The 14,630-nt window shown below is 73.0% G+C and carries 3 protein-coding genes; 1 reads left to right on the top strand and 2 read right to left on the bottom strand.

The window, feature by feature from the left end:
• Positions 1–26 precede the first annotated feature (26 nt).
• Both ABGB05_RS19175 and ABGB05_RS19180 read right to left on the bottom strand, forming a co-directional pair.
• Positions 27–4,760, bottom strand: a complete 4,734-nt coding sequence (locus ABGB05_RS19175) for a beta-ketoacyl synthase N-terminal-like domain-containing protein (RefSeq protein ID WP_347654799.1) — start codon at positions 4,758–4,760, stop codon at positions 27–29.
• Positions 4,757–11,938: an SDR family oxidoreductase gene (locus tag ABGB05_RS19180; protein WP_347654800.1), complete on the bottom strand. Its 7,182-nt coding sequence runs from the start codon at positions 11,936–11,938 to the stop codon at positions 4,757–4,759. Before ABGB05_RS19180 ends, ABGB05_RS19175 begins: the two co-directional genes overlap by 4 nt.
• A gap of 770 nt (positions 11,939–12,708) precedes the next feature.
• On the opposite strand from ABGB05_RS19180, the gene ABGB05_RS19185 reads away from it, so the two are divergent.
• The gene (locus ABGB05_RS19185; RefSeq protein ID WP_347654801.1) at positions 12,709–14,529 is read left to right on the top strand and encodes a hypothetical protein; all 1,821 of its coding nucleotides are present in this window, start codon (positions 12,709–12,711) and stop codon (positions 14,527–14,529) included.
• The last annotated feature ends 101 nt before the right edge of the window (positions 14,530–14,630 follow it).

Consider the following 14,630-nt stretch of genomic DNA (forward strand, 5'->3'; position numbering starts at 1 on the left):
GATGTCCCCTTTCGTGCTCCAGGACGCTACGGACGGCCGGCCCGGTGGGCAGGCTCCGGCCCCCAGGTCCAGCCGACGACGTACCGCCGTGCGGGCAGATCGTCAGGATTGGCGACCACCCGGTGTGCGACCTGGTAGACGCGGTCCCCCACCTGGACGGTCGACACGCTCGGGCTGGCACCCACCACCGCGAACCGGCCTGGGTCCCCGGTGACGCCGGCGCCCTCCGCCCTGGCCGCGGCTCGCTTCGCCACCTGGAAACGGGCGAGCCACGCAGAGACCTCCTCGCCGGTCGCCACCGAGTCGAGCAGCCGCCGTTCCGGTTCGGAGAGCGCGGCCGTGACCGTGCCGTCCGGTTGATCCGCGATCTCGGCGACGTCGATGCCGACGCCGGCGGCACCCGGCGGCGCGTCGGGCGGGCGGGGCTTCGCGATCGCCACGCCGATCTCGGCCGTGTGGGCGAGTGAGACGTCACAGTCGCGGAACCCCCGGCCCGGCCGTAGGCGTACCCGGGGACGGCCGTCCGGCTCGTCGGTGACGGTCAGCTCGATCGGGTAGACGTCGGTGTGGCCGTCCTCCCACTGTCGGAAGCGGACCGCGTCCTTGACCGCGATCCGGCCGAGCAGCCAGTGCTTGCGTGCCTTGGGCGGTTGCCGCTCGTAGTCGAGGTAGCCGCGGCTGCCGAGGATGCCGCGAGCGGCCATGCCACGGGTGATCAGGTCCGTCCAGCAGTCGAAGGCCATGGTCCAGCCCTCCGGTTGGCGCAGCGACATCGGATGGCGCTCGGGAAAGCGCTCCGCCGGGCGGGACGTGGGGTGGCTGTCGAACCGCCGGTCGACGCAGCCCTCGATCTGTGCCCACACCCGACCGTCGACGGAGAGCTGGGTGTCGGCGACGAGTTGCCGGTCGTCGATCGCGCGCACCCGGGCCACGCACTCACACGCCGTACCGGGCGCGGGCGCCGGCCCGAAGAACCGGACATGGCCGAACTCCATCGGCAGTGCGACGGTCCGTACCGGCTGCGTCGTGACGAGCCAGTTGCCGACCATCTGGAGCGCGTTGTCGAGCAGCGCGCCGGGCGGGGCCGGGGCGGTCACCACGCCACGGATGTGCCGGTCGCCGAGGGCGTGCACCCTGGTCACGCCCCGGAACAGGGGACCGTGGAACATCAGGCGTTCGGCGTACATCTCCTCGGCGTGCAGTTGCGGCGGTCGCTCGGTCGCGGGGTCGTACCGCCAGACCGCCGGACGGTCGGCCGGGTAGTCCGGCGCCACCTCCACCGTCGCGTGGGCGTGACCGCTCAGGGACACCTCGAGTCGGCCGGGTCCGACCGGTTGGACGGTGATCTCGACGTCCTGCGGCGGGGCCGCGATCAACCAACGGGTGAACCGCGCGGCGCGTACCCCGATCACCCGGGTACCCGGGGCGGCGTGCTCGGCGGCGTCCATCATGTGCTGTACGACGGTGGTGGCCGGCACCACGGGCCAACGGTCCTCCGCGTCGGGCCAGTCATCGGGTTGCACGAAGAAGCAGTGGTCGCGCAGGTACGGCATGGTGTCGAGGGCGACCCGCAGGACGGTGCGGTACGGACGCGGCGGTGGTGTCCGCGTCGGCTGACCGGTCCCGCCGTCGGTGCCCTCGACGGTCGGGGTGCCGGAGAGCAGCGTGGCGAGTTCCGCCGCGGCGCTGGAGTCGCCGGCGAGCCGGTGCAGCGTGGCCAGGGCCGGCGATCCCGGCAGCGCCGCAGCGGCCTGCGCCGCCACCGGGTCCGGTCCCGTCGCAGGCGTCTTCACCAGCAGCGGCACCGTCCCCTCCGCGACGGCCGAGCGGGCTCCGTCCCCTCCCCCGGTCGGGCCCGACGTGACGCCGACGCCGCCGTGGTCGTCCGGGCTGCCGCCCGGCGCGTCGTGCACCGAGACGGCGAGCAGACCGTCGGCGCCCTCGCCGAGACGGACCAGCGGACCGCCGAGGTCGAGCCGTACGGTCGGGCCGCGGCGGACGGCCTGGGCCGGGGCGGGCGCCGTGACCCGGGCACCACCCGGAGGCGGCGGGTCGAGGGCGCACAGGTCCGGTGCGGCACCCTCGACCCACAGTGCGGTGGCGACCCGGCGCAGTTGGTCCAGCCCGCTGCGGTGGGTGACGTTGACCGGCATGGCGAGGTGGTCGCGACCTCGCAGGTTGTCGGCGATGACGGAGGCGAGCTGTCCGGCGCCGACCTGTAGGAACACCCGGACGCCGGAGTCGTACATGGCCTGGACGGTCTGCCGGAACCAGACCGGTTCGAGCATGTGCCGGACGAATATCTCCTGTACCCGGGCCGGGTCGGTGGGGAACGGCGCCCGTAGTGTGGTGGACCAGACGGGTACCCGGGTGGGACGGACCTGCCAGCGGCGGAGAGCCGCGCCGATCGACTCCAGTCCGGACGCGAACATCGGCGTGTGGAAGGCGGAGCGGAACGGCAGCTTCCGGCAGAGCAGGCCGTCGTGCCGTAGCGCCTCGACGAGCAGTTCTATCTCGCTCTCGGGTCCGTTGACGATGCACTGGGCGGGCGCGTTGTCATGCGAGAGCGCCACCCCCGGATAGCTGGCGAGTCGCGGGGTGACCTGTTCCGCGGCTCCGCCGATGACGGCGAACGCGCGGCCGGGCACCTCGATCGACGTCGCGCTGAACGCCGCGAGGAACTCGTCGACGGAGGTCGAGCTGATCTGTCCGGTGGTGGCCGCGGCGGTCCATTCGCCGATGCTGTGCCCGGCGACCGCCTGCGGGGTGACCCCGACCCGGTGCAGGGCCTCGTTCAGCAGCCTGCCGACCTCAATCACACCGGCGCCGTGCCGGCCGAGATCGTCGGCGGACCACTGCCGGTCCGGCAGGCCGAAGTGCGCCGCCACGTCCGCGGTACGTGGACTGAACTCCGTCTCGAGCCCGGGATACACGAAGGCGAGCTGCCCCCCGGAGTCGTCGGCGAGCAGTGGGCTCGGGCTGAACCAGATGTCCCGGGCACCGCGCCAGGACTGTCCCCGGGCGACGGCCCGCCGGGCGACGCCGAGCCGTTTGGGATCGGGGCTGACGATGCCGAGCCGGCAGCGTTCGTCGGCCGTCAGCGTTCGTCCACCGGCCGGAGAGGCCTGACGCGCCCGCGCGGCGCCGAGGACGCGTACGTCGTGGTCGTCGGTGTCGAGCAGACGGGCGAGCGCGGCCGGCTCGGAGGCGGCCAGCCACAGCACCTCGTCGGGCTGCTCGACGGTGACCCGCGCCGTGGCCTGACCGACCGCCCCCCGGGTGGCCACCGACCCTGGGGGGAGAACCGGCCGGGTCACCGGGGCGCCCGAGCCGGTGCCAGCCCGCCGGTCGGCGAACGCGTCCGGCGCCTCCTCGAGGACCACGTGGGCGTTGATGCCGCCGAAGCCGAACGCGTTGACGGCGGCGCGGCGTGGTCCGTCGCTCTCCCACGGCTGGGCGGTGGTGATCGGCGCGAACCGGGTACGCCCCAGCTCCGGCCGCGGCGTGTCGCAGTGCAACGTCGGCAACAACACGCCCCGGTGGACGGCCAGGGCCGCCTTGATCAGGCTGGCGACGCCGGCCGCCGGCATAGCGTGGCCGATCATCGATTTCACCGAGCCGATCACCGGTCGTGCCCCGCCCCGGTGCGGACCGAACACCTCGGCGACGGTGACGAGTTCGGCGGCGTCCCCGGTCGGTGTCGCGGTGCCGTGCGCCTCCAGCAGGCCGAGCGCGTCCGGTGCGGTCGGATCCAGCCCGGCCGCCGCCCACGCCTGCCGGACGGCCAGCACCTGACCCGAGCTGGCCGGATTGACCATACTCGCGGCGCGCCCGTCGCTGGACGTCCCGGTGCCCCGGAGCACCGCGTACGTCCGGTCGCCGTCGCGCACCGCGTCGGCCAGACGCTTCAGTACGACGATCCCGGTACCCTCGCCGATGAGCAGCCCGTCCGCCGCGGTGTCGAACGGTCGGATCTCGCCCCGACGGGAGAGCGCGCCGAGCTGGCTGAACACGGACCAGAAGCTGATGTCGTGCACGTGGTGTACGCCACCGGCGAGGACCGCGTCGAGCCGGCCGCTGTTCAGCTCGGAGATCGCCTGGTCCACCGCGATCAGCGACGAGGCGCAGGCGGCATCCAACGTGTACGCGGGCCCGAGCAGGTTCAGCCGGTTGGCCACCCGGGAGGCGGCCAGGTTCGGTACCAGTCCGATCGTCCCCTCCGGCCGGTGTTCGCCGAGCCGCTCGTCGAACCTCGCCCGTACCGCGTCCAGCCGGCTCTCCGGCAGGTCCGGGATCAGCTCCCGGAGCACCTGGATGACCTGGCTGGACATCCGGACCCGCTGCGCGTACCGGGCCTGGGCCGGGCTGAGGATGCCGCCCCGGCCGAGGATCACCCCCACCCGCTCACGGGCGGGCAGCCGGTCCATCCCCCCGGCGTCCTCGATCGCCGCCGCCGCGACGTTCAGCGCGATGAGCTGGTCCGGCTCGATCTCGGCGATGGACGCCGGCATGATGCCGAACCGGAGCGGGTCGAAGGTGGCCAGGTCGTCGACGAATCCGCCGCGGCGGCAGTAGAGCCGGTCCGGCCGGTGCGCCCGCGCCGGGTCGTAGAACTCCGGATCCCAGCGGTGCGGCGGCGTCTCGGTGATGGCGTCGACACCCTCGACCAGGTTGCGCCAGTAGCTGTCCAGGTCGGCCGCGGCCGGCAGCAGCACCGCCATCCCCACGATCGCGACCGGGTCGCCGGGCACGCCGGTCACCAACCCGACGCGGTGTAGACGACGGCGGTAAGCGTCGGGTCGCCCCAGGCCAGCTCGCTCAGCAGGCTCCGCGCGCCGTCCTCCGGGTCGATCAGGCCGATGCCGCGCCGGGCGAGTTCCCGGGCCAGTTCCGGGCTGACCATGCCGCCGTGCCCGTCGACCGGCGCCCACGGCCCCCAGTGCACCGTCAGGCAACGGTTGCCCGTCCGGGCGGCCCACCGGGCGCCGATCGTCTCCAGGGCGTCGTTGGCCGCCGCGTAGTCGCCCTGGCCACGGTTGCCGTGCACCGCCGCGATGCTGCCGTACAGCACCACGAATCTCGGTCGACTGCCGAGGGTGTCCAGCGCGTTCAGCACCGACCGGGCGCCCGCCACCTTCGTGTCGAAGACCCGGGTGAACGACTCGGGGTCCTTGTCGACGATCAGCCTGTCCTCGATCACGCCGGCGGCGTACACCAGTCCGTCGATGCGGCCGTACTCGTTGTGGACGGCGGTGATCAGCCGCTCGGTCGCCTGCGCGTCGCGGACGTCGAGGCTGTGGTAGCGCACGCTGGCGCCCAGTTCACCGAGTTCCCGTACGGTCGCCTCGACCTCCCGGCCGGCGAGGACCGCCTGGGCGGCGCGGGCGATCGCCGCCGGGGAGCCGGTCCGTTGGCGGGCGAGCACCGCCCGGACCGCCGCCGCGTCGGTGGCCGCCGCCAGGGCCGGATCCGGGAGTCCGTCCGGAAACGGGGTACGGCCGGCCAGTTCGATACGGCACCGGGCAGCCGTCGCGAGGGCACGGGCGGCCCAGGAGGTGATGCCCCGGGCGCCGCCGATCAACAGCAGCACCGAGTCGGGGTCGAGCCCGATCGCCCGCGCCTCCGCCACCCCGTCGCCGGCCGGGCCGGCACCACCGGTCGCCAGCGCCCCGAGACTCGCCGGCGCCAGGTCGTACGTGCGCCGCCCGCCGCCGCCCCGGTCCACCACCGGCGTCTCGCCGCCGGCCAGCAGCTCGTCGACAAGCGTCTCACCGAGCCGCTCCACGGGCTCCCTGCCGTCCACGATGACCAGGCGCGCGTCGACGGACGGAAACTCCCGGGCGATGGTGCGGAACAGGCCGCGCAGCCCGTCCGCCTCCGCACCGGTGTTCGGGTCGGCGGCCGCCAGGACGCACCGCACCCCGTCGGTCAGGGCCCTCCTGATCGACGCGAACGCAGCGGGAAGCACCGGCGGCGCCTCCCCGTCGACCAGCGCGTCGAGCAGGATCAGCCCGTCCGCCCCGGCCAGGCCGCCGGGCTCGGCCGCGGTGCCGGTACGTACCTCCGCCCCGTGTCCGCGGAGCAGGTCGACGAGCCGTACGGCGACCGGACCGGTTCCGGTGACCACCAGGGTGGTACCCGCCAGCGCCGTCGCCGGTCGTCTCGGTGCCTCCGGGACCGGGACCACCGTGTAAAGCATCCGCGTCGGCCCGACACCGAGCGACGCGGCGGCATCCACCGGTCCCGGGCCGCCCCTCGTCGTCGCCAGCGCCGGAGAGGGCCGTCGCTGATCGGCGGGCACCGCCACGGCCGGTCCGGTACCCGCCCGTGCCGGTACGACCGACGGGGCCTCGGCGATCGCCGTCCGGGTGGCCGGTACGGAGACCGTGGCGGCCACGGCGTCGTTCATCCGGCTGGTGAGCCAGTCGACCATCGCCCGTACCGTCCGGGCCTTGACCAACCCCTCCAGCTCCGACTCATCGCCCTCCGCCGACAGCCCGAGCCGGGTCGCCACCTCGCCGGCCACCTCCGCCCGCTTGATCGAATCAATGCTGAGGTCCGCCTCCAGATCCAGGTCGAGTTCGATCAGGTCAGCCGGGTAACCGGTCCGCTCGCTGAGCACCACCAGCACCGCGGCCTGGAAGTGGAGCGCGGGTGGTTCCGCCGCGAGCGCGCCGACCGGTACGCCGGCCGTGGCGCTCCGGGTGCCGACGCTGGCGCCGGTTCCTCCTGGGCCGGTTCCTCCTGGGCCGGTGGCGGCTCTGTCGCCGCCGGGCGGCTCGACCGTCGGTGCCGTGATCGGCGTCGGTGCCGTGACCGAGCTCGGCGCCGGGCGCGACGTCGGCCCGGCCGGGAACGGCACGGTCGCGCTGCCCGTGGCCGGCCCCGACGAGATGGACAGCGTCTGATTGGCCGGCAGGACCGGTACGCCGTGGTTCGTCGCCGCCTGCGCCCGTGCCGGCGCTGGCGAGACCAGTGTCGGCGGACCTGCCGTGACGGCGCTGGCGTCGACCGACGGGCCTGCCAGGTGGCGGTTCCCCGGCATCCGTCCGGCGGGATCTCCGCCGCCGGTGCCGCCGAGGTAGGCGAGCAGGACGTCGTGCTGAGCGGCGATCAACTCGCGGTTGGTCCGGAGGAACTCGGCGAGCAGTTCGTCCCGCCCGTCCCGCCGGTCACGGTCATCGGTGCCGGGGGCCGTGGGCCCGACTGTTGCGCTCATGGACAACTCCTTGCTGCGTCGCGGGGGCGTCATGCCGCCGGGGAGACTGTCTCCGTTGCGGTCGCGGACGAGTTGCCCGTCGACTGTCCAGAAGGGACGGCTGCTGGGTTCGGTCGTACCCGCCACGACGGTCTCGCGGCCGTGGAAGAGCCAACCGGTCCGGACCGGTACCCCGGTGCAGGCCAGCTGTGCCACGGCGAGGAGAAAGTCCCGGAGCCCCTCTCCGGTACGCCGGTCGCAGGCCACGGCGAGATGCGGCCGGGCGGCGAGGATGGCCTGGACCAGGCCGGTCAGCACCTGCCCGGGCCCGGCCTCGACGAAGGTCCGGGCGCCGGCCGCGTACATGGCTTCGACCTGCTCGACGAAGCGGACCGGGGCACCGATCTGGGCCGCGAGTTCGTGCCGCAGCCCGTCGGCGTCCGCCGGGTAGGCAATGGCGGTGCGGTTGGACCAGACCGGGATGGTGGGCGTGCCGATCTGTTGGGCGGCGAGCACCCGCGCGAAGTGGTCCACGGCGGTGGCGACGAGCGGGCTGTGGAAGGCACAGGCGACGTTGAGTTCGCGCGCCGTCAGACCGGCGGCCCGCAGCGCCGAGACCGCCGCCCGCACCGCCGGGGTACGGCCGGAGATCACCTGCTGGGTGGGCGCGTTGCTGTTCGCCAGGACGACCTGGTCGGCGAGACCGGCGCTGTCCAGGACCGCACCGACACGTTCGGCGGTGGCGCCGACCGCGGCCATGGTCCCCGGATCGTCCCGGACGGCGGCGAGGATCGCGTCGGCGCGTTCGCGGCTGAGCCGCAGCAGGGTCGGCGGGTCGTACGCGCCGGCGGCACAGAGGGCGACGAGCTCGCCGTAGCTGTGTCCGGCGGTGAGGTCGGGGTGGACGTTGAGCCGGCGGAGCAGGTGGTCGACGGCGAGCCCGCCGACGCCGAGCACCGGCTGGGCCACCCGGGTGTCGCGGAGCCGGTCCTGCTGGGCGGCCCTCGTGGCGGTATCGAACGCGCTCGGCGGGAACAGCAGCTCTGTCCACTCCTGACCGAGCTCGAGGTACTGGCGCAGCTCGGGAAAGGTCACGAACAGGTCGGCCAGGGCACCCGGATGTTGACTGCCCTGCCCGGGGAAGAGGAACGCGACCTTCCCGGGGGCGGATCCGGTGGGCCACGGCGGCGGTTGGACGAGTCCCTGTCCGGGGTCGTGCTCGCCGGCGAGCGCGCGGTCCAGCAGCGTTCCGAGTTCGGTGACGTCCCGGGCGACGATCGCGACCTGGACCTCTCCGGAGCGCGGGTCGGCCTGGGCGGCGGTCGTAGCGGCCAGGTCACGTAGTCGCCACGGCCGGTCGTACCGGTCGGTGGTCCGCAGTGTGGCGGCCAGCTTCCGTACGCTCCGGTGCGCCGCGGCCCGGTCGGGGCCCCGGAAGCAGAACAGCTCCGCCGGCCACTCCTGGCGTGCGTGGCGTGGTTCCAGGGTGTGCGGGTGTGCGGCGAGGACCACGTGGTAGTTGGTACCGCCGAAGCCGAAGGCGCTGACCCCGGCGAACCGGTCGCCGGGCGGGACGCTCCACGGGCGGGCCGAGGTGTTGAAGGCGAACGGGCTGCGCTGCGGGTCCCAGGCCGGGTTGGGCCGGGTCAGGTTGATGGTCGGTGGCCGAACGCCGGTGTACAGCGCGAGCGCCGTCTTGATCACGCCGGCAAGTCCGGCGGCGCACTTGGTGTGGCCGATCTGTGATTTGACCGAGCCGAGCACGGTACCGCCCGGCCGGGCACCCGACTCGACGAAGAACCCGGTCAGGGTCTCCAACTCGGTACGGTCCCCGACCACCGTGCCGGTGCCGTGCGCCTCGACCAACCCGACCTGTCGCGGGGAGACGCCGCTGCGCGCGTATGCCCGGTCGAGCGCCCGACGCTGCCCCTCGGCACGTGGCGCGGTCAGGCCCAGGGCGCGCCCGTCACTGGACCCGCCGACCCCCTTGACGACGGCGTAGACGCGGTCGCCGTCACGCTCGGCGTCGGCGAGCCGCTTGAGCACGACACAGGCGACACCCTCGCCGAGGGCGATGCCGTCGCCGGTGCTGTCGAACGGACGGCACCGACCGGTGGGTGACAGCGCGTGCGCCGAGGTGAACATCAGGTAGTCGTTGATGCCGTTGTGCAGGTCGGCGCCGCCGCAGATCATCAGGTCGCTGCCGCCCGCCGCCAGTTCCTTGCACGCCGCGTCCATGGCCGCCAGCGACGAGGCGCACGCCGCGTCCACCGTGAAGTTCGGTCCGCCCAGGTTCAGCCGGTTCGCGACCCGCCCGGCGATCACGTTGGCCAGCATGCCGGGAAACGAGTCCTCGGTGACCCTGGGCAACTGCTCCTCCAACTCGGCGGGGACCTCGCCGAGGTACGCCGGGAGCATGGTGCGCAGCGTCTGTGCGTGTCCCATGTCGCTGCCCGCCTCGGCGCCGAACACGACCCCGCTACGGGAGTGGTCGACACCCGGAAGGTCGTAGCCGTACCCGGCGTCGACGAGGGCCCGGTGCGACGCCTCCAACGCCAGCAGTTGGGTCGGGTCGATGCTCGCCAACGCCGCTGGCGGGATGCCGTACCGGATGGCGTCGAACGGCACCGGCGCGATGAACGCACCCCACTTCGACACGCTGGTCCGGCCCGCCCGGCCCGGCTCCACCTCGGACGCGTAGTAGGTCTCCACCGGCCATCGCTGGGCGGGCACCTCCCGGATGGCATCGTGACCGCCGAGGATCGTCTGCCAGAAGCTGGCCAGGTCCGGCGAGTCCGGGAAGATGCAGGACATGCCGATGATGGCGATGTCCAGCGGGGCCGCCGGCACCGGTTCCGCCGGACCGGTCCGCGGCCCGGGCGTCGCCGCCGGCGCGGTGCCCCGCTCGCCGATCCGCTCGGCGGTTCGCGCGGCGATCCGCTCGGCGTGGAAACGCTGTGCCCCGACGGTCACCCCGGCGTGCAGGTCGGCCACGGTCGTCCGGGCGTCACGCAGCACGGCCACCTGGCCCGCCATGAAGAGCCCTTCGGCGCGCTGGCCCGCCTCGTCCACCGCGACCAACGCGTCCCCGTCGCGCCGTCGGCCCTTGCTGGCGATCCGCAGCCGGCCGACGTTGAGCATCTCCAGCCGGTCCCACACCTGCCGGTCGTCCGCCCCCGCCGCGGCCAACTCCTCCCGCACCCGGTGGAAGTCGTCGACGTACGGGCTGGGCAGACAGCGGGTGACGTGTCCCGGCGCCGTCTCCAGCACCGCCGTGCCGGCGGCCGCGATCGCCTGGCGCTGGAACAGCGGCTGGATCGCCCCGCAGTCGACCGCCTCCCGGGTGAACAGGTAGGCGGTGCCGAGCAACACCCCGACCTGTACGCCACGCCGCGCCAGCGGCCCCGCCAACGCCGCGACCATCGCCGCCGAACGGGCGTCGTGGATGCCACCGGCGAAGAACACCTGTACCTCCCCGGCGGTCCCGGCCGGGGCGCTGTCGAGGAACTCCGCCAGGGTCAGCGCCTGCGCCTCCCAGAGCGGAAAGCTCGTCCGTGGCCCCACGTGCCCACCGCACTCGGCGCCCTCGAACACGAACCGCCGCGACCCGGCGCGGAGGAACTGCCGCAACAGCCCCGGCGACGGCACGTGCAGGAACGTGGTGATGCCCTCGGCCTCCAGTGCCCTGGCCTGCCCGGGCCGGCCGCCCGCGATGATCGCCACCCGGGGCCGGACCTCCCGCACCGCCGCGAGCTGCGCGGCCCGGATCTCCTCCGGGACGAACCCGAGCACCCCCACCCCCCAGGGCCGTTCGCCGAGCGCCCGCTTCGCCTCCCGCAGCATCCGATCGGACTGTTCGCCGCTGGCCAGGGCGAGCGCGACGAACGGCAGCGCGCCGTCAGCGGCGACCGCCGCCGCGAACGCCGCCACGTCGCTGACCCGTGTCATCGGCCCCTGAGCCACCGGGATCCGCACCCCGAGCGCCTGCGCCAACGGCGCACCCGGGGCCAGTAGTTCGCCCGGCGTGTGGTCGGTGACCGCATCGTCGATCTCCGCACGGATGCCGCGCACCGCGGCGGCCGTACTTCGCCAGCGCTCCCGGAACACCGCCGCCAACCAGCCGTCCTGACCGACCGGGAGCAGTTCGGCGGTGCCATCCGGCCGACCGTCGCGACGTACGCCCCGTACGCCGTCGCGCAGCACCGTCTCCGAGCCGTCCATCCGCGCGATCACGGCCCGCACGTCCTCCGGCAGGTCCGACTCCGGCAGCAACGCCAACTGGTTGTCCAGGACCACGCCGGTCGCCCCACCGACCACGCAGGCGGCTGCGGTACGCGGCCCGATCCCGCCGGCCACCCAGATCGGCAGGTCCAGTGCATCGTCGGCCAGCAACTGCTGCAACAGGACGAACGACGTCAGCTCGCCGACCGGTCCGCCCGACTCCGAGCCGCGGGCGACCAACCCGTACGCACCGGCGGCGGCCGCTGCCCGCGCCTCCGTACGGCTGGTCACCTCCGCCAGTACCCGGTACCGCCGGGTGGCCTCCGCCATCGGCCACGCGCCGTCCGGCGGCAGTACCACCAGACCCAGGTTGCCCTTGGCAGCGCGTTCCACATCGGCCACGGTGGCGGCACAACCCGCCGGTACCCGTACCCCGATCGGCGTCGCCGACCACGATGCCGCCCGTTCCAGGGCCCACAACGCCCGGGTGTCCCCCCGAGCGAGATCGAAGACGCCCACTCCGCCACCGCCACCGGCGGCCGCCACGATCCGCGGGCCAGGCTCGATCCCGCCACACGGATTTACCACAATGATCGGATTCGGCCCGGCAGCGGCTGCAGTGCTCATGCGAACTCCCGAGTGGGGACAGGCGCGGTGGGACCTCGTCGCCGCTCCGGTGCGGTGCCACGGGGCGCCGGTCTTGACCCCTGCCAACTTACGCCATTTGGCGACGTTTTTGCAGGTCAAAGGCCAAAGGAAACTAAAGCGAATTGTTTTCCGATCTGCTGTCGGAGTTTCCGATACGCCTTTGAAAAGAGCCTCGAAAAGCGCGGTGTTCAACGGAAACGGAATCGGCCCACGGGGGCCGGATCCCCAGCCGGCGTGGTCGACGCGTCACCCCAGTCCCTCCCGGCATCCCGGGCCCACCTCCGGATGACACCGCGCGGCGTTTCACGTTTCCTGCACCTAAATCCCGATACGCGAGCTAACGTCATGATGTAGCCGATTACGACCCACTTCGAGCCTGGAGGGGCCGATAGCGTAGGACACCCCGTCGTGTGCTGTTTCAGGCTGATCCAGTGCGCTCTGTACACCTCGACAGAGCCCACGCGGCCTCGGCGTCCCGGACGACATGACCGATTCCCGGGACCACCTCAACGCCTCCGTCGTGGGCCGACCGCTCCGCGCGTCAGCGGACGCTGCCCATCAGACGGCTCCACCCCCGTCTTCCCCTGCCGACGTTCGTGGCGACAGTCACGCGACGAATCGCAACCAAGAAAGGATCACGCATGGACAGGACCAGGAACATCGCCCGGTCTCTGCTCTCCACCGCCACCATCATGGCAACCTCGCTCGCGCTCGCCGCCATACCGGCGCCCGGCGCTGCCGACAGCGAACCACCGACGGAGAAGCGCCTGCAAGACGACAAGTCACTCGAAGCCGACGCGGCGTCGGCGCTGGCGGCGGCGACCACCAGCCCGGAACTTCTGGCGAAGGCCGCACCGGACGAGTGCTTCGGCGGGAGCAGCCCGCCGATCTCGGCCTGGGCCGGCTGCGAGACCGGGCAGCCGAAGGTGAACCACTCGTACGTGTGGGGCCTTACCGCCTCCGGCGACCACCTGTGGTTCGGGACGGCACCCAACGTCCACTGCCTGACGATCGGGACGAGCCTGGCGGTGACCGAACCGATCGAGAACGACGACTACGTGTGCGAGTACGGCGAGAGCCCACAGCGGTCGGAGAACCCGGCCATCCCGCCAGCCGGAGGCGACTGGCGTCCGCCGAAGGTCTACCTCTACCACAAGCCGACCCGCAACCTGGTGGACAAGACCGCGGCCATCACGAGAAGGTCCGAGGCCGATCGGCAACGGTTCCTCTCGACGGTGGGAATCCGTGCCGCCGGCTCGCACCGGGGTGTCGTACTGCTCGGCGGACCGAGCGTCCTCGGCCTCAACCTGTTCGCGTTCGACGGCGCGTCCGGCGCCTACCTCGGGTCGACGACCCTGACCGGGTACGGCACTGTCCGGCACTTCCTGGTCGCCGACCACACCCTCTACGCCGGCGTCGGCCTGGGAATCGACGGTCAGGCCGGCGGCGCGGTGCTGCGCTGGACCGGCAGCAGGTCCAGGCCGTTCGACTTCAGCCTCGTGGCCAGCCTGCCGCAGCAGGTCGCGGACCTCGTCGTGCACAAGGGTCGGATGTTCGTCACGACCTGGCCCAGCATCGCCGGCAGCGCCGACAGCACGCACACCGCCGGGATCTGGATGAGCCCGTGGCTCGTGAACGGGGGGCGGGGCCTCACCACCACCGACGCCACCGCCTGGAAACAGGTGTGGAACGTGAGCCAGTACGAGCCCGACCCGGTCATCGCCGCCACCTACGGTCTCGGCGGGCTCGCCTCGTACAACGGCAACCTCTACTGGGGCACGATGCACGTGCCGCTGAAGGCCACCCAGGCCCATACGACCCGCTACCCGTCGGAGAGCAGCGAGCAGAACCTCGCCGCCACGAAGAACACGCAGCGGGCGACGAGCATCTTCCGGGCCAGCAGGTTCGACAACGGCAAGGCCAGCGCTGACCTGCTGTACGGCGCGGCGGAACTGCCCGCGTTCGACCCGGAGGCGAACGACGGCGCGGGCGAGTGGAAGCTCACCCCGACCGGATACCAGCCCCGGTACGGCGCGGCGGGATTCGGCAACAGCTACAACAACTACACCTGGGAGATGCTGGTGGCCGGCGGTTCGCTCTACATCGGCGCCATGGACTGGAGCTACCTCGTCAAGGATCTGCCGTCGGAGCTCCGCGGCGGGGTCGAGGACGGGCTCGGCACGGTCGATCCCGCGTCGTACGGCGGCGACCTGTGGGTGTTCGACGGTACCCACGGGCCGGCGAAGTCGGTGAGCACCAACGGCCTCGGCAACTACCTCAACTACGGGTTGCGCACCATGCTGGCCGACGGGCCGGCCGTCTACGTCGGAACGGCGAACCCGATGAACCTGAGGACCGACCGGGAGGACGACGTCCCGGAGGGCGGTTGGGAACTGATCCGGCTGCCCGGGGCCAACCTGCCGTCCGCCGCCCGGAAGAAGGCGGCTCTCGGCGCCCAGTAGTGAACCTGCCCAGGACAGCTTCGTGACTGTCCGCCGCAGGTGCCGGTTCGTCGGTCGTGGGGGGGGGGGGGGTCGGTGGCGGGAGCGGCGGCCCGGACGTA

Source organism: Plantactinospora sp. B5E13, from assembly GCF_039871775.1.
Classification (GTDB): domain Bacteria; phylum Actinomycetota; class Actinomycetes; order Mycobacteriales; family Micromonosporaceae; genus Plantactinospora.

Coding starts and splice junctions, on each gene's coding strand:
- ABGB05_RS19185 (WP_347654801.1), top strand. CDS start 12,709: ATGGACAGGACCAGGAACATCGCCCGGTCTCTGCTCTCCACCGCCACC.